General features: G+C 66.1%; 21 protein-coding genes. 17 read left to right on the top strand and 4 right to left on the bottom strand.

Annotated features, from left to right (window positions below; all coding sequences use genetic code 11):
• Positions 1–51: 51 nt before the first annotated feature.
• Positions 52–1,026, bottom strand: a complete 975-nt coding sequence (locus QQK43_RS10850; protein WP_284307764.1) for a Bug family tripartite tricarboxylate transporter substrate binding protein — start codon at positions 1,024–1,026, stop codon at positions 52–54.
• A 13-nt stretch (positions 1,027–1,039) separates the two neighbouring features.
• Positions 1,040–2,068 (bottom strand): CDP-6-deoxy-delta-3,4-glucoseen reductase, encoded by a 1,029-nt coding sequence (locus tag QQK43_RS10845; protein ID WP_284307763.1) that lies wholly within the window; start codon positions 2,066–2,068, stop codon positions 1,040–1,042.
• 83 nt (positions 2,069–2,151) lie between these two features.
• Here QQK43_RS10845 and QQK43_RS10840 point away from each other — a divergent pair, with 83 nt between their 5' ends.
• Positions 2,152–3,138 carry an NAD-dependent epimerase/dehydratase family protein gene (locus QQK43_RS10840; RefSeq protein ID WP_284307761.1) on the top strand — a complete coding sequence of 329 codons (987 nt, stop codon included), beginning with the start codon at positions 2,152–2,154 and terminating at the stop codon, positions 3,136–3,138.
• On the opposite strand, the gene QQK43_RS10835 is transcribed toward QQK43_RS10840, so the two are convergent.
• Positions 3,090–4,070 (bottom strand): calcium/sodium antiporter, encoded by a 981-nt coding sequence (locus QQK43_RS10835; RefSeq protein WP_284307759.1) that lies wholly within the window; start codon positions 4,068–4,070, stop codon positions 3,090–3,092. The genes QQK43_RS10840 and QQK43_RS10835 overlap by 49 nt on opposite strands.
• A gap of 119 nt (positions 4,071–4,189) precedes the next feature.
• On the opposite strand from QQK43_RS10835, the gene QQK43_RS10830 reads away from it, so the two are divergent.
• Entirely contained in the window at positions 4,190–4,864 is a 675-nt protein-coding gene (locus QQK43_RS10830) for a glycoside hydrolase family 24 protein (protein WP_284307758.1), read from the top strand.
• Positions 4,865–4,892: 28 nt separating this feature from the next.
• Here QQK43_RS10830 and QQK43_RS10825 read toward each other — a convergent pair whose 3' ends face one another.
• Positions 4,893–5,390: an Lrp/AsnC family transcriptional regulator gene (locus QQK43_RS10825; protein WP_370465257.1), complete on the bottom strand. Its 498-nt coding sequence runs from the start codon at positions 5,388–5,390 to the stop codon at positions 4,893–4,895.
• Between the two features lie 102 nt (positions 5,391–5,492).
• On the opposite strand from QQK43_RS10825, the gene QQK43_RS10820 reads away from it, so the two are divergent.
• The 15 genes from QQK43_RS10820 (at position 5,493) to murA (ending at position 21,352) form a co-directional block, all read left to right on the top strand.
• Positions 5,493–5,792 (top strand): 4a-hydroxytetrahydrobiopterin dehydratase, encoded by a 300-nt coding sequence (locus tag QQK43_RS10820; RefSeq protein ID WP_284307757.1) that lies wholly within the window; start codon positions 5,493–5,495, stop codon positions 5,790–5,792.
• A 1-nt stretch (position 5,793) separates the two neighbouring features.
• Complete coding sequence (gene phhA, locus QQK43_RS10815) at positions 5,794–6,699, top strand: phenylalanine 4-monooxygenase (RefSeq protein WP_284307756.1); 906 nt, start codon at positions 5,794–5,796, stop codon at positions 6,697–6,699.
• A gap of 82 nt (positions 6,700–6,781) precedes the next feature.
• Positions 6,782–7,474: a transposase gene (locus QQK43_RS10810; protein ID WP_284307755.1), complete on the top strand. Its 693-nt coding sequence runs from the start codon at positions 6,782–6,784 to the stop codon at positions 7,472–7,474.
• A 190-nt stretch (positions 7,475–7,664) separates the two neighbouring features.
• Positions 7,665–12,407, top strand: a complete 4,743-nt coding sequence (locus QQK43_RS10805; protein ID WP_284307754.1) for a glutamate synthase-related protein — start codon at positions 7,665–7,667, stop codon at positions 12,405–12,407.
• A gap of 37 nt (positions 12,408–12,444) precedes the next feature.
• The gene (locus QQK43_RS10800; RefSeq protein WP_284307753.1) at positions 12,445–13,926 is read left to right on the top strand and encodes a glutamate synthase subunit beta; all 1,482 of its coding nucleotides are present in this window, start codon (positions 12,445–12,447) and stop codon (positions 13,924–13,926) included.
• A gap of 115 nt (positions 13,927–14,041) precedes the next feature.
• On the top strand, positions 14,042–14,863 hold the full coding sequence (locus QQK43_RS10795) for an ABC transporter ATP-binding protein (protein WP_284307752.1): 822 nt from the start codon (positions 14,042–14,044) through the stop codon (positions 14,861–14,863).
• The gene (gene mlaE / locus QQK43_RS10790) at positions 14,860–15,639 is read left to right on the top strand and encodes a lipid asymmetry maintenance ABC transporter permease subunit MlaE (protein ID WP_234266208.1); all 780 of its coding nucleotides are present in this window, start codon (positions 14,860–14,862) and stop codon (positions 15,637–15,639) included. Before QQK43_RS10795 ends, mlaE begins: the two co-directional genes overlap by 4 nt.
• A 16-nt stretch (positions 15,640–15,655) precedes the next feature.
• Complete coding sequence (gene mlaD / locus QQK43_RS10785) at positions 15,656–16,135, top strand: outer membrane lipid asymmetry maintenance protein MlaD (protein ID WP_234266207.1); 480 nt, start codon at positions 15,656–15,658, stop codon at positions 16,133–16,135.
• Positions 16,136–16,173: 38 nt separating this feature from the next.
• Entirely contained in the window at positions 16,174–16,923 is a 750-nt protein-coding gene (locus QQK43_RS10780; RefSeq protein WP_370465256.1) for an MlaA family lipoprotein, read from the top strand.
• A 146-nt stretch (positions 16,924–17,069) separates the two neighbouring features.
• Entirely contained in the window at positions 17,070–17,693 is a 624-nt protein-coding gene (locus QQK43_RS10775; RefSeq protein WP_284307750.1) for an MlaC/ttg2D family ABC transporter substrate-binding protein, read from the top strand.
• Positions 17,694–17,695: 2 nt separating this feature from the next.
• A complete protein-coding gene (locus tag QQK43_RS10770; RefSeq protein WP_234266204.1) occupies positions 17,696–17,980 on the top strand; it encodes an STAS domain-containing protein in 285 nt (94 codons plus the stop codon).
• Positions 17,981–18,103: 123 nt separating this feature from the next.
• Positions 18,104–19,060: an ABC transporter ATP-binding protein gene (locus QQK43_RS10765; RefSeq protein WP_234266203.1), complete on the top strand. Its 957-nt coding sequence runs from the start codon at positions 18,104–18,106 to the stop codon at positions 19,058–19,060.
• Positions 19,057–19,812 carry an ABC transporter permease gene (locus QQK43_RS10760; protein ID WP_284307749.1) on the top strand — a complete coding sequence of 252 codons (756 nt, stop codon included), beginning with the start codon at positions 19,057–19,059 and terminating at the stop codon, positions 19,810–19,812. The genes QQK43_RS10765 and QQK43_RS10760 overlap by 4 nt, the downstream gene beginning before the upstream one ends.
• A 17-nt stretch (positions 19,813–19,829) precedes the next feature.
• On the top strand, positions 19,830–20,072 hold the full coding sequence (locus QQK43_RS10755) for a BolA family protein (RefSeq protein ID WP_234266260.1): 243 nt from the start codon (positions 19,830–19,832) through the stop codon (positions 20,070–20,072).
• A gap of 11 nt (positions 20,073–20,083) precedes the next feature.
• Positions 20,084–21,352, top strand: a complete 1,269-nt coding sequence (murA, locus tag QQK43_RS10750) for a UDP-N-acetylglucosamine 1-carboxyvinyltransferase (RefSeq protein ID WP_284307748.1) — start codon at positions 20,084–20,086, stop codon at positions 21,350–21,352.
• The last annotated feature ends 5 nt before the right edge of the window (positions 21,353–21,357 follow it).

Raw genomic sequence — 21,357 nt, 5'->3', positions numbered from 1 at the left:
CTGCGCGGGGCTTTTTTCATGAGGGCGGTTGTGGCCCGCCCGAACGCGGCTTCAGTCCACCTTGGCGCCGCTGATCTTGACCACGCGCTGGTATTTCGCGCGTTCGCGGGTCATGAAGGCGGCAAAGGCGTCGGGCGTGTTGGGAGCCGGATCGGCCATCAAGGCTGCGAAGCGGCTCTTCACCTCGGGCGTGGCCAGCGCCTGGGTGAAGGCGGTGTTCAGGCGCGCGGCGGTGTCTGCCGGGATGCCGGCCGGGGCGACGAGGCCCCACCAGGTGTCGATCTCGAAATCGGTCAGGGTTTCGGCCAGTGCCGGCACGTCGGGCATCACCGGGCTGCGCCGTGCGGTGGTCACCGCCAGGGCCTTGAGCTTGCCGGCGCGGATGTTGGTGGCGGCGGCAGCGAGGTTGTCGAAGTTGAAGTCGACCTGGCCGGACAGCAGGCCGAGCTGGGCCGGGTTGGCGCCGTTGTAGGGAATGTGCAGGGCGAACACGCCGGCCTGGAACTTGAACAGCTCGCCAGCCAGGTGCCCGGCGCTGCCGTTGCCGCCGGAGCCGTAGTTCAACACGCCCGGGTGGGCCTTGGCGTAGCGGATCAGGTCGGTCACGGTGCGGATGCCCAGGCGCTGCGCCGTGTCCGCGTTCATGACCAGCACGTTGGGCACGCGCAGCATCTGGGTGATGGGTGTGAAGTCTTTCTGTGGGTCGTAGGGCAGCTTGCTGAACAGCCAGGGGTTGATGGCGTGCGAAGCGGTGGTGGCGATGCCGATGGTGTGCCCGTCGGGGGCCGACTTGGCGACCGCGCTGATGCCGATGTTGCCGCCCGCACCAGGCCGGTTTTCCACGATCACGGTACCCAGGCTGTCCTTCACCGCTTCGGCCAGGATGCGCGCGGTCACGTCGATCGGCCCGCCTGCGGCGAACGGGACGACGATGCGGGTGACCTTGTCAGCCTGGGCCAGGGCAATACCGGGAGCAGCCAGCGAGGCGGCGGCGAGCGCTCCGAGGACTTGGCGGCGTGCAATCATGAAGGGTCTCCTGTCAGGTTTTGTCGGCCGCGCTGGTGAAGGCGTCGGCATAAAAGGCTTCTTCCGGCAATCCGGCCGCGACGTAGTCGCGCCGGGCGGATTCCACCACGATGGGCGCACCGCAGGCGTAGACCTCGTGGCCCGAGAGATCGGGGATGTCCTGCAGCACCGCCTGGTGGACGAAGCCGGTGCGGCCTGCCCAGGCGTCTTCGGGCTGGGCGTCCGAAACCACGGGGACGTAGCGCAACTGGGGCAGCGTGGCCTGTTGGGCTGCGACCCAGTCCGACTGGTACAGGTCGGCCGGGCGGCGCCCGCCCCAGTACAGCGCCACAGGGCGGGTGATGCCTTTGTGAGCCATGTGTTCCAGAATGGCCTTGATCGGGGCGAAGCCCGTGCCCGAGGCCAGCAGGACGATGGGCTTGTCCGAGTCCTCGCGCAGGAAGAAGCTGCCGTAGGGCCCTTCGATGCGCAGGATCTCCTTCTCTTTCATTGCGCCGAAAACATGGTCGGTGAATTTGCCACCGGGCATGTGCCGGATGTGCAGTTCGATGTGCGGGCCGCTTGCCTGGGTGTGCGGCGCATTGGCCATCGAATAGCTGCGGCGGTCGCCGTCGCGCAGCAGGAATTCCACGTACTGGCCGGCGTGGTACTGGAAAGTGTCGGCGGCCGGCAACTGGAGCTTGAGCACGATCACGTCGTGCGACGCGCGCGCCATCGTGTTCACGCGCACCGGCATCTTCTTGATGGGGAAGGCGCCGGCCTCGGTCACCTGACGCGACTCGATCACCACGTCGCTGTGCGCGGTGCCGCAGCAGGTCAGCACGTAACCGGCGGCCTCTTCTTCGGCGCTCAGCGCCTTGGCCTGGTGCGGGCCGTGGGTCACGCTGCCGCTGACCAGCTTGCACTTGCAGGAACCGCAGGCACCGTCCTTGCAGCCATAGGGAAGCCCGATGCCCTGCCGGATGCCGGCGGCCAGGAGGGTTTCGGTGGGTTCGGCGGCGAACGCACGCCCGCTGGGCGTGACGGTGATGGTGAATGTCATACTGTGAGGCTTGTCTGGCGGGCTCGACACGTGGGCGCGGACCGGTGTCCGGGTCGGCCAGCCGCCATTCTCTCAAATACCCCATGGGCATCATCTTTCAGGGCGCATTGCCCGCGCGCTTCCGCCGCGAGCGGGTGCTGATCGTCGGTTGTGGCGATGTCGGCCTGCGCGCCGCGCGCGAACTGGGTGCGGGCCGCCGCGCCCGGCTGCTGGCGCTGACCTCCAGCCCGGAACGCCACGACGCCTTGCGCAGTGCCGGCATCGTGCCGCTGGCGGGCAACCTCGACGCGCCCGCCAGTCTGCGCCGCTTGGCCGGTCTGGCGTCGCGCGTGCTGCATCTGGCGCCGCCGCCCGCCGGCGAAACCGGGAACTGGTGGCTGGATGGGCGCACGCGCGCGCTGACGCGGGTGCTGGCGTTGCGGGGGCGACCGCTGTCGCTCGTGTACGGCTCGACCAGCGGGGTCTATGGTGACCGGGCGGGTGCCTGGGTGCGCGAAACCGATGCCCTGCAGGCGCAGTCGCCCCGCGCGCTGCGCCGGGTCGATGCCGAGGCGGCCGTGCGCTGGCTCGGCCGGGCGTTCGGCGTGCGCTGCACCACGCTGCGCATTCCCGGCATCTATGCCCATGACCGCGCCGGCGGTCCGCGCGACCGCCTGTTGCGCGGTACGCCCGTGCTGCGCGCGGAAGATGATGTGTTCACCAGCCACATCCATGCCGACGACCTCGCGCGGGCCTGCGTGCGGGCGTTGTGGCAGGGGCGCGCCCAGCGTTGCCTGAACGTGGCGGACGACACCGAACTGCGCATGGGCGACTACTTCGATGTTGCCGCCGACCTGCTCGGGCTGCCCCGGCCGCCGCGCTTGGCGCGGGATGCGGCACGCGAGCAACTGCCGGTGTCGCTGCTGAGCTTCATGAACGAATCGCGCCGGCTGCGCAACGATCGCCTGAAAGCCGAATTGCGCCTGCGCCTGCGCTACCCCACGGTGGCCGAGGGCCTGTGCGCACAGGCGGCTGGCGGGACTCAGGTGCCGCCGCCCGGCACCAGGGTCGCCAGCAGCCAGGCCAGATAGGCCCCATAGGCGAACAGCAGGGTCAGGGCCTCGGGGCGGCGCAGCAGGCCTTCGCCGCGCCGCCGGGCGAGCACGAACAGCGCGAGGGTCATGCCGGCCAGCACCGGCAGGTCGCGCGTGAGGGCCTGGGGTTCGATGTCGGCGGGCGCAATGGCCGCGGTCAGGCCGACGACGGCCAGCAGGTTGAACAGGGCCGCACCCAGCACCGTGCCCAGCACGACATCGTCGTCACCCTGGCGCGCCGCAGCCACACAGGCGGCCAGCTCGGGCAGGGCGCAGCCCAGGGCGATCACGCTCAGGCCCATGGCCAGATCGCTGATGCCCAGCAGCCAGGCCGCGGCCGCAGTGCCCCAGACCAGCAGGGCCGAACCACCGGCCAGCACGGCGGCGGCCACCAGGCTTTGCAGCAGCGCTGCGCCGAGGGAGCGGGTGGGGGCGGGGGCATCGTCGGCCGCGATTTCCCGGGCCAGGGCATCGTCGGCATGCCGCCGCGGCTGCCGCACCGTCCAGACCAGCAACGCGCCCATGGCCGCCAGCAGCACGAAAGCGTCGGCTCTGGAGAGTGTGCTGTCGGCCACCAGCACGGCGGTCAGCGCGGTCGCTGCCAGCAGCATTGGCGCTTCCCGGCGCAGCACCTGCGAGCGCAGGCGCACCGGCGCCAGCAGTGCTGTCACTGCCAGGATGAGGCCAATGTTCACGATATGGGCGCCCCAGGCATTGCCAAGGGCCAGGCCCGGGCGTTCCAGCCAGGCCGACCAGATCGCCACCGCCAGCTCGGGCACCGAATGGCCAAAGCCGACCACCACCAGTCCCACCAGCAAGGGCGGCATGCGCCCGTGGCGGGCCAAGGCCCGCGCGCCCTGGACGAACTGCTCGCCGCTCCAGGCCAGCATCAGCAGTCCGGCAAGCAGGGCGGCGATGGGCAACAGCATGGTAACAACTTGGGCATTCGGGCTGGAGGACAATGGCATTGTGTCAGTGCCCGGGGCCCGTTTCGGCGCCAGGGCCCCCTGGGATCAAGACTTTGCCGGACCATCCTCCCCCGCACGCATTGCGGCACGCCCCTTCCCGTCAGCGCGATTTCTGGAGCCTGCCCTGGCTGGCGCGGGGGGCGCTGACCGCTGTCGGGGTGCTGCTGCTGCTCGGGCTGATCTGGTGGTGGCGGCCGGCGTTTCTGCTGCCGGGCACCCAGTCGCTGGTGATGGAGGGGGGCGACCCGTATATCCGGGCGCTCATGCGCACGATCTCGGCCAGCGAATCCAATGTGCTGCGCCCTTATCACGTCTTGCATGGCGGTGAACTGGTGGGCACGCTGGACCGCCACCCCAACCGGTGCGAGGCCATCGGCAAGGGGCCCAACAAGGGCAACTGCTCCACGGCCGCAGGCCGCTACCAACTGCTGTATGGCACCTGGGTCGAGCTGGCGGCCAAGTACCACCCGCAGCGGACCAGCGATCCGCTGGATGCCACCGAACTGAGTTTTGCGCCGATCTACCAGGATCTGGTGGTGCACGCCTGGCTGAGCGAGCCGCGCTGGGGCGGCAGTCTGGCGACCCAGCTCCAGCAGGGGCGCATCCAGGTCGTGCTCCGGCGCCTTTCCGGCACCTGGACCAGTCTGGGTTATGGGATCGAAAACAACACCATGAGCCGTGAGCTGCCGCGCATCTACCGCCAGTTGGTGGAAGAAGAATTGCAGCGCGCCGGGGTTGCCCGCTCGGCCGGTTGAAGACCGGCCGGCCTGCGCCATCGGGCACTCATTCCAGCGGCAGGGCGGTGGTGCACTTGAGTTCGTCGAGGCAGATGCTGGAACGCACGCTGCTGACACCCGGCAACTGGGCCAGGGTGCGGAGCAGGAAGTCCGACAGCGCCTTGAGATCGCGCGCCACCACCTTGCACACGTAGTCGAAGTCGCCCGTGACGGCGTAACACTCCAGCACCTCGGGCATCTTGCCCACGGTGCGCTGGAACTTCACCAGTTCCCTGTGCTGCCCCCGCTCCATCGAGACGTGCACGAAAGCCATCACGCCCAGGCCCAGGCGCTGCGGATCGAGCCGGGCTTCGTAACCGCGGATGTAGCCCGCGTTTTCCAGCCGGCGGTGGCGGCGGTTGCTCTGCGCGGGGGACAGGTGCACGGTCTGGGCCAGTTCCTGGTTGCTGATGCGGCCGTTGGCCTGCAAGGCCGCCAGCAGGCGCCGGTCCAGGCGGTCGAGTGGCTCGCTGTGCAAGGAAGTTCCGCTGTTGTCGGCATTCATGAAAGGGTCTCTCGGTGTTTGCCCGGAGTGTGGCCGAAAACGAGAGCAAATTGTCCGAATCGTGCCGCAAACTCTGCAGCATCAAACGACAGGAGACACCCCATGCCCGCTCTGACCCCTGAGGCCGTGCGCGAACAACTGGCCGCCTTGCCCCACTGGACCCCCGAACCTCTGGGTGACGCCATCCGCCGCAGCTTTCTGTTTCCGGACTTTGCCCACGCCTTCGGTTTCATGGCCGAGATGGCCCTGGTGTCGGAGAAGATGGATCACCACCCGGAGTGGAGCAATGTGTACAACCGGGTCGAGGTGCGGCTGACCACCCACGATGTGCACGGGCTGTCGGCGCGTGACATCGCCTGGGCGCAACGGGCCGACGCCGCCTTTGAGCGGCGGAGCGCCTGACATGGCGGCCGCCTCGAAAGACGCGGCGCCGGCGCTGCACGGCCTGGCGGCTGGCGAAGCCGGTCGCCCCGAGCGCGCCGACTGGACCATCGACCAGGGCTGGGAGCGCTACTCCGACGCCGACCATGCCACCTGGAAGACCCTGTTCGAGCGCCAGACCCGCCTGTTGCCCGGGCGGGCTTGCCGGGAGTTCGTGCAAGGCATGCAGGAACTGCCCATCGGGGCCGATCAGATTCCGGACTTTCGCCGCCTGTCCGAGGTGCTGATGCCGCGCACCGGCTGGCAGATCGTGGCTGTGCCAGGCCTGGTGCCCGACGACGTGTTCTTCGAGCACCTGGCGCACCGGCGCTTCCCGGCCGGCAACTTCATCCGTCGGCCGCAGGAACTGGACTACCTGCAGGAGCCCGACGTGTTTCACGACGTGTTCGGCCACGTACCGCTGCTGCTCAACCCCGCCATGGCCGACTTCATCCAGGCCTATGGTGAAGGCGGGCTGCGGGCGCAACGCCTGGGCCACCTGTCCCATTTGGCCCGGGTCTATTGGTACACGGTCGAGTTCGGCCTGCTGCGCCAAGACGATGGGTTGCGGCTCTATGGCGCCGGCATCGCATCGTCTTTCACGGAGACGCGGTTCTGTCTGGAGAGCCCGTCGCCGAACCGGGTGCGCTTCGAGCTCGAACGGGTGATGCGCACCGATTACCGCATCGACGACTTCCAGGAAACCTATTTCGTCATTCGCGACCTGGACGAGTTGCTGGAGTTCACCCGGATCGACTTTGCGCCGCTGTACGACCGCACGGGAGCGGCGCCCGTCATCGCACCGGGTGAACTGCTCGCATCGGACGGTGTGATCGACCGGGGTGACGGCGCCTACCACCGGGCCCGTCAGTCTGCGGGCGTGGTTTGACCGGCGCCGGTCTTGGCATACTCGGGCGCCAGGCGCGCCGTGTGGATCGGGTGCCAACCACCCTTTGTTCCGCCCACCCGCCTTGGCCCGACTGCCCCGACTCACCCTGCCCGGTTTGCCGCACCATGTGATCCAGTGGGGCAACAACCGGTGCGCCATCGTCCAGGACGACGAAGATCGGCAGCAATGGCTCGATCTGGTGGCGGAAAACGCGGGCCGGCACCGGGTGGCCCTGCACGCCTGGGTGTTGATGGATGACCACTTCCACCTGCTGCTGACACCGGAGACCGCCGATGGGCTGCCGCTGATGCTGCAGGCCGTCGGGCGGCGCTATGTGCGCTATTTCAACGACCGGTATGGTCGCAGCGGCACGCTGTGGGAAGGGCGCTACCGCGCCACCGTGCTGCAGCCCGAGCGGTTCGTGTTGCCGTGCATGGTGGGTATGGACCTCAACCCGGTGCGCCGCGGGGGGGTGGTCGAGCCCCAGCAGCACCCCTGGTCGAGCCACCGCCACTACATCGGTCAGTCGGTGGACCGGCGCCTGGTGCCGCCAGCGCCGGTCTGGGCACTGGGCAACACCCCATTTGCCCGGGAAGCGGCGTACGCCGAAATGGTGCATGCCGGGTTGCCCGCCGGCCAGATCGACACGCTCATGCAGGCCACGCTGCACGGCTGGGCTCTGGGAGACGAGGCGTTTGTGGCCGATCTGCAAAAGCAGACCGACCGCCGAATTTCGCCCCGTCGTCCTGGGCGACCGGCGAAAAATCCCCTCTGATGCCGTAATGCATTGATATATCAAGATTTTTCAGCTTCCTTTGATATGTCCCCGATTTATTACGTACAGGTTCTATAGATTTTTAAATTGTATCTGACCCCTATTTATTGGCTTGGCATTCTTGTTGCAATGCACTAAGCTTTGCTCCCCGCGTAATTTTGCGAGCCCACGTTCCAGAAAAGGATATGCCATGACCACGGCAGCCGAACAGCAGCAACTCCAGCAACAAGGTTTGTACGATCCCGCTCACGAGCACGACGCCTGCGGCGTGGGTTTCGTGGCCCATATCAAGGGCGAAAAGCGGCACGACATCGTGGCGCAGGCGCTGAAGATTCTGGAGAACATCGACCACCGCGGTGCCGTCGGCGCCGACAAGCTGATGGGCGATGGTGCCGGTATCCTGATCCAGATTCCGGACGAGCTCTACCGCGAAGAAATGGCCAAGCAGGGCGTGGCGCTGCCGCCGGCCGGCGAGTACGGCGTCGGCATGATCTTCCTGCCCAAGGAGCACGCTTCGCGCCTGGCCTGTGAGCAGGAAATGGAACGCGCCATCAAGGCCGAAGGCCAGGTGTTGCTGGGCTGGCGCGACGTGCCGGTCAACCTCGAGATGCCGATGTCGCCCACCGTGCGCGAGAAGGAGCCGGTGCTGCGCCAGGTCTTCATCGGCCGCGGCTCCGACGTGATCGTGCAGGACGCGCTGGAGCGCAAGCTGTACGTGATCCGCAAAACGGCGAGCGCCAACATCCAGCGCCTCAAGCTCAAGCACGGCAAGGAATACTACGTGCCGAGCATGTCCAGCCGCACGGTGGTCTACAAGGGCCTGCTGCTGGCGGACCAGGTCGGCACCTACTACTACGACCTGCAGGATCCGCGCTGTGTGTCGGCCATCGGTCTGGTGCACCAGCGTTTTTCGACCAACACCTTCCCGGAGTGGCCGCTGGCCCACCCGTACCGTTATGTCGCCCACAACGGCGAAATCAACACGGTGCGTGGCAACTACAACTGGATGCTGGCCCGCGAAGGCGTGATGTCCTCGCCGGTGCTGGGTGCCGACCTCAAGAAGCTCTACCCAATCAGCTTCGCTGGCCAGTCCGATACCGCGACCTTCGACAACTGTCTCGAACTGCTGACGATGGCGGGCTACCCCATCAGCCAGGCCGTCATGATGATGATGCCCGAGCCCTGGGAGCAGCACGAAGGCATGGATTCGCGCCGCCGCGCCTTCTATGAATATCACGCGGCGATGATGGAGCCGTGGGACGGCCCGGCTGCGGTGGTGTTCACCGACGGCCGCCAGATCGGCGCCACGCTGGACCGCAACGGCCTGCGCCCGGCGCGTTTCTGCGTCACCGACGACGACCTGGTGATCCTGGGCTCCGAATCGGGCGTGCTGCCCATTGCCGAAAGCCGCATCGTGCGCAAGTGGCGCCTGCAGCCGGGCAAGATGCTGCTGATCGACCTCGAACTCGGCCGCATGATCGACGACGAGGAAGTCAAGGCCAACCTGGCCAACGGCAAGCCCTACAAGCAGTGGATCGAAAACCTGCGCATCAAGCTGGAGAACGTGCCGTCGCCCGCGACGGATGCGGTGGCGCAGCAGGCCACGCCCGACGCGGTCAGCCTGCTCGACCGCCAGCAGGCCTTCGGCTTCACGCAGGAAGACGTCAAGTTCCTGCTGTCGCCCATGGCGGTGAATGGCGAAGAGGGCATCGGCTCCATGGGCAACGACAGCCCGCTGGCCGTGCTGTCGAGCAAGAACAAGCCGCTGTACAACTACTTCAAGCAGATGTTCGCCCAGGTGACGAACCCGCCGATCGATCCGATCCGCGAGGCCATCGTCATGTCGCTGGTGTCGTTCATCGGTCCGAAGCCGAACCTGCTGGACATCAACCAGGTCAACCCGCCGCTGCGTCTGGAAGTGCCGCAGCCGATCCTGGACTTCGAGGCCATGGCCAAGCTCAACGGCATCGAAGCCGCCACGCAAGGCAAGTTCAAGAGCCACCGGCTGGACATCACCTATCCGCTGGCCTGGGGCCATGAAGGGGTGGAAGCCAAGCTGGCGTCGCTGTGCGCCGAAGCGGTCGACGCGATCAAGAGCGGCCACAACATCCTGATCATCAGCGACCGGGCCGTCAGCCCGACGCAGGTGGCGATCCCGGCGCTGCTGGCGCTGTCGACCATCCACCAGCACCTGATCCGCGAAGGCCTGCGCACCAGCGCCGGCCTGGTGGTGGCGACCGGGTCTGCGCGCGAAGTGCACCACTTCGCGGTGCTGGCCGGCTATGGCGCCGAGGCGGTGCATCCGTACCTGGCGCTGGAAACGCTGGCCGAGATGCACAAGGACCTGTCGGGCGAGCTGTCGGCCGAGAAGGCGATCTACAACTACATCAAGGCGATCGGCAAGGGGCTGTCCAAGATCATGTCCAAGATGGGCGTGAGCACGTACATGAGCTACTGCGGCGCGCAGCTGTTCGAGGCGATCGGCCTGAACGGCGAAACCGTGGCCAAGTACTTCACCGGCACTGCCAGCCGGGTGGAAGGCATCGGCGTGTTCGAGATCGCCGAAGAGGCCATCCGCATGCACAAGGCGGCTTTCGGCGACGACCCGGTGCTGGCGAACATGCTGGATGCCGGTGGCGAATACGCCTGGCGCGCGCGTGGCGAAGAACACATGTGGACGCCCGATGCCATCGCCAAGCTGCAACACAGCACCCGGGCCAACAACTGGAACACCTACAAGGAATACGCGCAGATCATCAACGACCAGAGCCGCCGTCACATGACGCTGCGTGGCCTGTTCGAGTTCAAGGTCGATCCGGCCCAGGCGATTCCGGTCGAGGAGGTCGAGCCGGCGAAGGAAATCGTCAAGCGCTTCGCCACGGGTGCCATGTCGCTGGGCTCGATTTCGACCGAAGCGCATGCCACGCTGGCGGTGGCCATGAACCGCATCGGCGGCAAGAGCAACACCGGTGAAGGGGGCGAGGATCCTGCGCGCTACCGCAACGAACTCAAGGGCATCAAGATCACCAAGGGCGAAACGCTCAAGTCGGTCATCGGCGACGACGTGGTCGAGGTGGACATGCCGCTGGAAGACGGCGACAGCCTGCGCTCGCGCATCAAGCAGGTGGCTTCGGGCCGCTTTGGCGTGACGGCGGAATACCTGTTCAGCTCCGACCAGATCCAGATCAAGATGGCCCAGGGCGCGAAGCCGGGCGAGGGCGGCCAGTTGCCGGGCGGCAAGGTGTCCGAGTACATCGGCAAGCAACGCTACTCGGTGCCGGGCGTGGGCCTGATCAGCCCGCCGCCGCACCACGACATCTATTCGATCGAAGACCTGGCGCAGCTGATCCACGACCTCAAGAACGTGGCGCCGCACAGCTCCATCAGCGTCAAGCTGGTGTCGGAAGTGGGGGTGGGCACCATCGCGGCGGGCGTGGCCAAGTGCAAGGCCGATCACGTGGTGATCGCCGGTCACGACGGTGGCACCGGGGCATCGCCCTGGTCGTCGATCAAGCACGCGGGGGGGCCGTGGGAAATCGGCCTGGCCGAGACCCAGCAGACCTTGGTGCTCAACCGCCTGCGCGGACGCATCCGCGTGCAAGCCGATGGCCAGATGAAGACCGGCCGTGACGTGGTGATCGGTGCTTTGCTCGGCGCCGACGAATTCGGCTTTGCCACCGCGCCGCTGGTGGTCGAGGGCTGCATCATGATGCGCAAGTGCCACCTCAACACCTGCCCGGTGGGTGTGGCCACGCAGGACCCGGAACTGCGCAAGAAGTTCTCGGGCAAGCCCGAGCACGTCGTCAACTACTTCTTCTTCATCGCCGAAGAAGCGCGCCAGATCATGGCGCAACTGGGCATCCGCAAGTTCGACGACCTGGTCGGCCGGGCCGACTTGCTGGACATGAAGAAGGGCGTCGAGCACTGGAAGGCCAAGGGCCTCGACTTCAGCCGCCTGCTGGCCACGCCGGCGGTGCCGGCGGAGGTACCACGCCTGCACGTCGAAGCCCAGGAGCACGGTCTGGAAAAGGCGCTGGACAACGTGCTGATCGCCAAGGCCAAGCCGGCCATTGAAAAGGGCGAGCGCGTGCAGTTCATCGAAGTGGCGCGCAACGTCAACCGCTCTGTGGGCGCGATGCTGTCCGGCGCGGTGACCCAGGTGCACCCGGAAGGCCTGCCGGACGACACGATCCGCATCCAGCTGGAAGGCACGGGTGGTCAGTCGTTTGGTGCCTTCCTGGCGCGCGGCATCACGCTGTACCTGATCGGCGATGCCAACGACTACACCGGCAAGGGGCTTTCGGGCGGGCGCGTGATCGTGCGTCCGAGCATCGACTTCCGCGGCGACGCGACGCGCAACATCATCGTTGGCAACACCGTGATGTACGGCGCCACCACGGGTGAGGCCTTCTTCAGCGGCGTGGCCGGCGAACGCTTCGCGGTGCGCCTGTCGGGTGCCACGGCGGTGGTGGAGGGCACGGGCGATCATGGGTGCGAATACATGACGGGCGGTACCGTCGTCGTGCTCGGCAAGACCGGTCGCAACTTCGCTGCTGGCATGAGCGGTGGCGTGGCCTACGTGTACGACGAAGATGGCCAGTTCGCCACGCGCTGCAACCCCGCCATGGTGAGTCTGGACAAGGTGCTGTCGGCCGCCGAACAGGAAGCCTCGGTCGACAAGGCCGTCTGGCACCGGGATCAGACCGACGAAGCGCAGTTGCGCAAGCTGCTGGAAGACCACAGCCGCTGGACCGGCAGCCGCCGTGCCCGCGAGCTGCTGGACAACTGGGCGGTGGCGCGCGCCAAGTTCGTGAAGGTGTTCCCGAACGAGTACAAGCGTGCGCTGGGCGAGATCAACGCCAAGAAGGCGGCCTCGGCCGTCACGGCCAAGGCCCAGACCAGTGCGAAGAAGTCGGCTGTGCCGGCCAAGTAAACAGAACGACAGAACCACCCACGAAGGATCAGAGATCATGGGAAAAGTCACCGGCTTCATGGAATACGAGCGCCTGGAAGAAGGCTACAAGCCCGTTGCCGAGCGCCTGAAGCATTACAAGGAGTTCGTCGTCGGTCTTGACGACGGTCAGGCCAAGATCCAGGGCGCACGCTGCATGGACTGCGGCACGCCGTTCTGCAACAACGGCTGCCCGGTCAACAACATCATTCCGGATTTCAACGACCTGGTGTACCAGGGCGACTGGCAGAACGCCATTGCCGTGCTGCACAGCACGAACAACTTCCCGGAATTCACCGGCCGCATCTGCCCGGCGCCGTGCGAAGCGGCTTGCACGATCAACGTCAATGGCGACGCGGTGGGCATCAAGTCCATCGAGCACGCCATCATCGACAAGGCCTGGGAAAACGGCTGGGTCCAGCCACAACCGGCCAAGCACAAGACCGGCAAGAAAGTGGCCGTGGTCGGCTCCGGCCCGGCCGGTCTGGCGGCTGCGCAGCAACTGGCACGCGCCGGCCATGACGTGACGGTGTTCGAGAAGAACAGCCGCCTCGGTGGCCTGCTGCGCTACGGCATTCCCGACTTCAAGATGGAGAAGTCGCATATCGACCGCCGCGTGGCGCAGATGGAAGCCGAGGGCGTGGTGTTCAAGACCAGCACGCTGGTGGGTGCCATGCCCGAGGGCAGCAAGATCACCAACGATGCCAAGACCGTGATCAGCGCCGATGAGCTGAAGGCGCAGTTCGATGCCGTGCTGCTGACCGGTGGTTCGGAGCAGAGCCGCGATCTGTCGGTGCCCGGCCGGGAACTGGATGGCGTGCACTTCGCCATGGAATTCCTGCCGCAGCAGAACAAGGTCAACGCGGGCGACAAGCTGAAGAACCAGTTGCGCGCGGACGGCAAGCACGTCATCGTGATCGGTGGCGGGGATACCGGCTCCGACTGCGTGGGCACCAGCACCCGCCACGGCGCCCTGAGCGTGACCCAGTTCGAGGTCATGCCCCAGCCGCCGGAGCACGAAAACAAGCCCCTGGTCTGGCCTTACTGGCCGCTGAAGCTGCGCACCAGTTCCAGCCACGACGAAAGCGCCGAAAAGGGTATCCTGGCGCGCGAGTTCGCCATCTCCACCAAGGCGTTTGTCGGGAAGAACGGCAAGCTGACCGGCCTGAAGACCGTGAACGTCGAGTTCAAGGACGGCAAGCTGGTGGAAATCGCCGGTACCGAAAAGGAATACCCGGCCGATCTGGTGCTGCTGGCCATGGGGTTCGTGAACCCGGTGGCCACCGTGCTCGATGCCTTCGGCGTCGAAAAGGATGCCCGTGGCAACGCCAAGGCTTCGACGGAATTCACGGGCGGCTACGCGACCAGCACGGACAAGGTGTTCGCGGCCGGCGACATGCGCCGCGGCCAGTCGCTGGTGGTCTGGGCGATTCGCGAAGGCCGGCAGGCCGCGCGCGCGGTCGACGAGTTCCTGATGGGGTATTCCGACCTGCCGCGCTGATGACCGAAGAGGGCCGGCAAGTGCTGCCGGCCCTGTTTGATCGCTCGGGGCGAAAGCGCCTTGTAACAAATAAGGGTACTTCGTGCATGAGACAATCCGGGTTTTTCCCGGCCCCATGAACGACAGTCACCGTCCTTTCATCGAGATTGATCACGTGACGTTCGGCTACGATAGCCGGCGTACGATCCTCAACGACATTTCCTTGCGTTTTGCCCGTGGCAAAGTGACGGCGGTGCTGGGTGGTTCCGGGTGCGGGAAAACCACCTTGCTGCGCCTGATCGGCGGCGTGCACGCGCCCGGCAGCGGGCGGGTGGTGTTTGACGGTGAGATGGTGAACATCCGCGACAAGGCGCAGCTCCAGCGCCTGCGGCGTCGCCTGGGCATGCTGTTCCAGTTCGGCGCCCTGTTCACCGACCTCAATGTGTTCGACAACGTGGCGTTCCCGCTGCGCGAGATGACGGACCTGCCCGAGCCGCTGATTCGCGACATCGTCCTCATGAAGCTGCAGGCTGTGGGTCTGCGTGGGGCCTCCGGTCTGCGCATCAGCGAGGTGTCGGGCGGCATGGCCCGGCGCATCGCCCTGGCCCGCGCGATTGCGCTGGACCCCGAACTCATCATGTACGACGAACCGTTCGCCGGGCTGGATCTGGTGTCGATGGGCGTGACGGCCCGCTTGATCCGGACCCTGACCGATGTGACCGGGGCCACCACCTTGCTCATTTCCCACGACATTCCGCAATGCATGGCGATCAGCGACTGGGTGGTCCTGCTGGCCACCGGTGGCCGTGTGGTGGCGCAGGGCACCCCCGCAGAACTGATGGCGAGTGCCGACCCCGAAGTGCGCCAGTTCGTGCGCGGAGAGCCGGACGGTCCGGTGAAGTTTCACTATCCCGCGGCCTCGGTCGAGCAGGATTTCGGCGTGGGAGCCGCGTCATGAACCTGTTGCAGCAATTGGGCCAGCGCACGCTGGCCATCATTTCGGCGTGGGGGCGCGGCGCGCTCTTTTTCCTGGAACTGCTCAAGGCCCTGCCGGCCGCCTTCGGCCGGTTCGGGCTGGTGGTGCAGCAGATCCGTGCCATCGGCAACCGCTCGCTGGTGATCATCCTGGCCTCAGGCACGGCGGTGGGCTTTGTGCTGGCGTTGCAGATGTACTACGCGCTGGTGACGTTTGGCGCCACGGGCACATTGGGCCTGATCGTCAACCTGGCCCTGGTGCGCGAACTCGGGCCGGTGGTCACGGCATTGCTGTTCGCCGGACGGGCGGGCACCTCGCTGACGGCCGAAATCGGGTTGATGAAAGCCGGCGAGCAGATCGCCGCGATGGAACTGATGGCCATCGACCCGCGTCGCCGGGTGCTGGCGCCGCGCTTCCTGGCCGGCATCATCGCCATGCCCCTGCTGGCTGCGCTTTTCTCCGCGGTGGGTATTCTGGGTGCCTGGGTGGTCGCGGTCGGCCTCATCGGCATCGATGCCGGCAATTTCTGGGCAATCCAGCAAAGCAGTGTCGACGTCTGGCGCGACGTGGGCAATGGCGTGGTCAAGAGCGCCGTGTTCGGCGTGATCTGTACTGCAGTCGCGCTCTACCAAGGCTATGAAACCGAAGCCACGCCCGAAGGGGTGGCCTACGCGACGACCCGGACGGTGGTCATCGCTTCGCTGGGCACCCTGGCCATGGATTTCCTGCTGACCGCCCTGATGTTCTCCACCCCCTGATTTCCGGTATTCATCCATGACCAAAAAAAGCACTGAAATCCTGGTCGGCCTGTTTGTCCTGCTGGGCGCACTGGCGCTGGTATTCCTGGCCTTGAAGGCCGCCAACCTGGGCAGCTTCAGCCGGGGTGGCGACACCTACACCGTGCAGGCGCGGTTTGACAACATCGGTGGTCTCAAGAACCGCTCGCCGGTGCGTTCGGCCGGGGTGACCGTGGGGCGCGTGTCGTCGATCACGCTGGACCCGCACACCTACCAGGGCCTGGTGACGCTGGAACTCAACAAGGGGGTGGTCTTTCCCAAGGACTCTTCCGCGAAGATCCTGACGGCGGGCCTGCTGGGCGAGCAGTACATCGGCATCGAGCCCGGCGCCGATGAAAAGAATCTGGCCGCCGGCGACATGATCAACCAGACGCAGTCGGCGGTGGTGCTGGAAAATCTCATTGGTCAGTTCCTCTTCAGCAAGGCGGCTGAAGGCGGCGAGAAGCCTGCACCCTGAGTGCGGGCGTGGCCGAAAACCATCACATACCAAAATCCATGACCCACGACGGAGTTGCACGCATGATGGCAGGGTGGATTCGCAAAGCGCTGGCCGTGGGGCTGGGCGTGGTTTTGCTGGCAGGGTGTGCGAGCGCGCCGGACGCGCACCCGGCCGATCCCTGGGAGGGCTTCAACCGCCAGGTTTCCGGGTTCAATGATGCGGTCGACACCGCGGTGCTCAAGCCGGTGGCCACCACCTACCGCGATGTGGTGCCGAGTCCGGTTCGCACGGGGGTGAACAATTTCTTTGGCAACCTGGGGGACGTCTGGTCGGCCGTCAATGCCATGCTGCAGTTGCGGCCGCGTGAAGCGACGGAGAACCTCCTGCGCTTCAATGTCAACACCATTCTGGGCCTGGGCGGTTTGCTGGACATCGCCAGCGAAATGGGCATTCCCCGCACCAAGCTGGATCTGGGGCTGACGCTGGGACGCTGGGGCGTGCCTTCCGGGCCCTATCTGGTGTTGCCGATTTTTGGTCCCTCGTCGGTGCGGGATGCGGGCGGGTTCGTGGTCGACCTGACGGCAGACCCGCTGTCGCAGGTGTCCGACGTGCCCGTGCGCAACTCGCTGACGGTGTTGCGTGTGGTCGATACCCGTGCGGGGCTGTTGCGGGCCACCTCCATGCTGGGTGACGTGGCGCTGGATCCGTACAGCTTCACACGCGACGTGTACCTCCAGCGTCGCCAGACGCTGATCGAAGACATCGTCGACCAGGGCATTGGCGTGCCCCCCATCGACCGGGAGTGATCCCGTTGACGGCTACAGGCCGTCACATTTTGACGGCAAGCCCTTACCGTCCCGAAACAAAACCGGTGGTTGAGGGTCTTACAGTGACACCGTGTCAGGCGCGCCAACCGGGCGGGCGCTGACCAAGCTCAGAAAGGAACTGCAACATGAAAAGACGTCAATGGCTCTCCCAGGCAATGGCCACGGTGGTGCTGGCCGTGGCCCCTCTGGGGTACGCCGTCGCTGCGGACGAGGCGCCGGATGCCCTGATCAAGCGGGTTTCTACCGAAGTGCTCGAAGCGGTCAAGGCCGACACAGCCATCCAGAAGGGCGACGTCAGCCGGATTTCCTCGCTGGTAGATACCAAAATCATGCCGAACGTGAACTTCACGCGCATGACCTCGTCGGCTGTCGGGCGCTTCTGGCGCCAGGCCACGCCCGAGCAGCAAAAGCAGCTGCAGGACGAGTTCAAGACTCTGCTGCTGCGCACCTATTCCGGTGCGCTGGCCGAAGTGAAGGACCAGTCGCTCAGTTTCAAGCCGTTCCGGGCGGCACCCAACGACACCGAGGTGGTGGTGCGCTCCGAAGTCCGGGGCAAGGGCGATCCCATCCAGCTGGATTACCGCCTCGAAAAGACGGCTGACGGTTGGAAGATCTATGACCTGAACGTGTTGGGCGTATGGCTGGTGGAAACCTACCGCGCGCAGTTTGCGCAGGAAATCAATGCCAAAGGCATTGACGGATTGATCGCCACGCTGGCGCAGCGCAACAAGTCGGCGGGCAAGGGCTGAGCATGGGCGAATCCGTTGCCGATGCCCAGTTGCCGGAAAAGCTGACGCTGGAGGTGGCGGCTGCCACGCTCACCCAGTTGCAGCCGGTCCTGTCCAGCCGTTCTGGGGAAGAAGTCACCCTGGATGCGGGAGGGCTCAAGGAGTTCGATTCGTCGGCGGTGGCGGTGCTGCTGGAGTTGCGTCGCGAGCTGTTGCGTCAGGGGCGCCGGCTCAAGGTGCTCAATTGGCCGTCCCGTTTGCGGGAGCTGATTGCGCTGTACGGCGTGGCCGAGTTGCTGCCCGCCTGAGCGGGCTGGCCGCCTGTAGCCCACCGGGCAGCAGGCCCATGGGCTTCCCCTTAAAATACCCGGTTCTCCCGCCGGCCGCAGCCGTGCTGCGGCCGGCGGCTGTCTTTCTGGGTTGCCCTTTTCATGCCCGCAGTTTCCTTTCAGAACGTCTCCAAGAGCTACCGCACCGCGCGTGGCGAGCTGCAGGCGCTCAAGGGTGTCAGCTTCGACATCGAGCCCGGTGAGTTTTTCGGTCTGCTGGGGCCGAACGGTGCTGGCAAGACCACCCTCATCAGCATCCTGGCCGGCTTGGCAAGAGCCTCTTCGGGCGCTGTCCGTGTGCATGGGCACGATGTGCGCCAGGACTACGCGGCGGCGCGCCGCCACCTGGGGGTGGTGCCCCAGGAACTGGTGTTCGATCCGTTTTTCAGCGTGCGCGAAACCTTGCGCATCCAGTCGGGCTATTTCGGGATCCGTCACAACGACGCATGGATCGACGAGTTGCTCGACGGTCTGGGGCTGGCCGACAAGGCCGGGGCGAACATGCGCCAGCTTTCGGGCGGCATGAAGCGCCGGGTGTTGGTGGCGCAGGCACTGGTGCACAAGCCGCCGGTGATCGTGCTGGACGAACCGACGGCCGGGGTCGACGTGGAGCTGCGCCAGACCCTCTGGCAGTTTGTGTCCCAGCTCAACCGCCAGGGGAGCACGGTGCTGCTGACGACGCATTACCTGGAAGAGGCCGAGGCTCTGTGCGGCCGCATCGCGATGCTCAAGCAAGGGCAGGTGGTGGCGCTGGCCACCACGTCCGATCTGCTGCGTGGTGCTTCGTCCAATGTGCTGCGTTTCAAGACCGACGACGCACTGCCACCCGACCTGGCCGCCCAGGCCCGCGTGACCGGCCGGGTGGTGCAACTGCCGGCGCAGAACGCGCTGGACGTCGAACGCATTCTGGCGCGGGTGCGCGAAGCCGGTGCGACGGCGGAGGACATCGAGATCCGCAAGGCCGATCTGGAAGACGTGTTTCTGGAGGTCATGACGGGTGCGGCCGCATCGACGGCTGCCGTGGCTTCCCCTCTGCCCACCGAGGAGCTGAAGGCATGACCGGCTGGCAGACCCTGTTCTACAAAGAGGTGCTGCGCTTCTGGAAGGTTGGCTTCCAGACCGTGGCGGCGCCGGTGATCACCGCCATCCTCTACATGATGATCTTCGGCCATGTGCTGGACGGCAGCCAGAAGGTGTATGGCCAGGTGAACTACACCGCCTTCCTGCTGCCGGGCCTGGTGATGATGAGCGTGCTGCAGAACGCTTTTGCGAACAGCAGTTCATCGCTCATCCAGAGCAAGATCATGGGCAATCTGGTGTTTCTGCTGCTGACGCCGCTGTCGCACCGCGCCTGGTTCGTGGCCTATGTGGGCTCGTCCATCGTGCGCGGGCTGGCGGTCGGTGCCGGGGTCATGGCGGTGACCTGGTGGTACGCCCGTCCGGCCATGGTGGCGCCGCAGTGGATCGTGCTGTTTGCGCTGCTCGGCGCCGGTCTGCTGGGGGCGCTGGGCCTGATCGCCGGGCTCTGGGCCGAGAAGTTCGACCAGATGGCCGCTTTCCAGAACTTCATCATCATGCCCATGACCTTCCTCTCGGGCGTGTTCTACTCGATCCATTCGCTGCCGGCCTTCTGGCAGCAGGTGAGCCACCTCAACCCGTTCTTCTACATGATCGATGGGTTCCGCTACGGCTTCTTCGGCGTCAGCGACGTCTCGCCGTGGTTGAGCCTGACGATCGTGGGGGGGGCGTTCGCTGGGGTGAGCGCCCTGGCGCTGCACCTGCTCAAGACCGGCTACAAGATCCGCCACTGACTTCTCCCCCCATGTCCATGACCGCCGAACAACTCCAGGCCCTCATCAGCGCCGGCCTGCGCTGCGACCACATCGAGGTCACCGGTGACGGTCGCCACTGGGCGGCCGTGATCGTCTCGCCGGAGTTCGAGGGCCTGCGCCCCATTGCCCGGCACCAGCGCGTCTACGCCACGCTGGGCGAGAAGATCCGGACCGATGAGGTGCATGCCTTGTCGATGAAGACCCACACCCCCGCCGAATGGGCGGCCAACCAGGCCTGAGAACCCGCCCCATGGACAAGCTTCGCATCATCGGTGGCCAGCCCCTGCACGGGGAAGTGGTCATTTCCGGCGCCAAGAACGCGGCCCTGCCCGAGCTTTGCGCGACGCTGCTCACCGCGGATGCGGTGACGCTGACCAATGTGCCGCGCTTGCGCGACATTGCGACCATGCGTTCGCTGCTCGATCACATGGGGGTGAAGACGCAAACCCATGGCGAACGCGGAGGCATGGGTTTCCAGGCGCCCGACACGCTCAACCCCGAGGCACCCTACGAACTGGTCAAGACCATGCGCGCTTCGGTGCTGGTGCTCGGCCCGCTGCTGGCCCGTTTCGGGCGCGCCCGCGTGTCCTTGCCCGGTGGTTGTGCGATCGGGGCCCGCCCGGTGGATCAGCACATCAAAGGGCTGCAGGCCATGGGGGCCGAGATCGGTGTCGAACACGGGTACATGGAAGCGCGCCTGCCTGCCGGCCGCACGCGGCTGAAAGGCGCCCGCATCACCACCGACATGGTCACGGTGACGGGTACCGAGAATTTTCTGATGGCTGCCGCACTGGCCGAGGGCGAGACGGTGCTGGAAAACGCCGCCCAGGAGCCCGAGATTCCCGATCTGGCCGAGATGCTGATCGCGATGGGGGCACAGATCGAAGGTCACGGCACCAGCCGCATCCGCATCCAGGGGGTCGAGCGGCTGCACGGTTGCAGCCACCAGGTGGTGGCCGACCGCATCGAGGCGGGCACCTTCCTGTGCGCGGTGGCGGCCACCAGCGGTGATGTGGTGCTGCACCACGCCCGCGCTGACCATCTGGACGCGGTGATCGACAAGCTGCGCGAAGCCGGCGCCAGCATCGAAGCCGGTGAAGGCTTCATCCGCGTCAAGAGCCAAGGGCGTCTGAAGGCCCAGAGCTTTCGCACCACCGAATACCCGGGCTTCCCGACCGACATGCAGGCCCAGTTCATGGCCCTGAACTGCGTGGCGCAGGGCAACAGCACGGCCACCGAGACCATCTTCGAAAACCGCTTCATGCACGTGAGCGAGCTCATGCGCCTGGGCGCCAAGATCCAGATCGACGGCAAGGTGGCCGTGGTCGAAGGTGTGGAGAAGCTCTCGGGCGCCACCGTCATGGCCACCGATCTGCGGGCGTCGGCCAGCCTGGTGATCGCCGGGCTGGTGGCCGACGGCGAGACCATTGTCGACCGCATCTACCACCTGGACCGTGGCTACGACCAGATGGAAGCCAAGCTGCGCACGATCGGCGCGAACATCGAGCGGGTGAAATGAACTCC

The sequence above is a fragment of the Hydrogenophaga electricum genome, from assembly GCF_030160815.1.
Classification (GTDB): domain Bacteria; phylum Pseudomonadota; class Gammaproteobacteria; order Burkholderiales; family Burkholderiaceae_C; genus Hydrogenophaga; species Hydrogenophaga electricum.
Note: the sequence above shows the minus strand (reverse complement) of the source record. Positions and strands in the feature narration are given on the sequence as shown.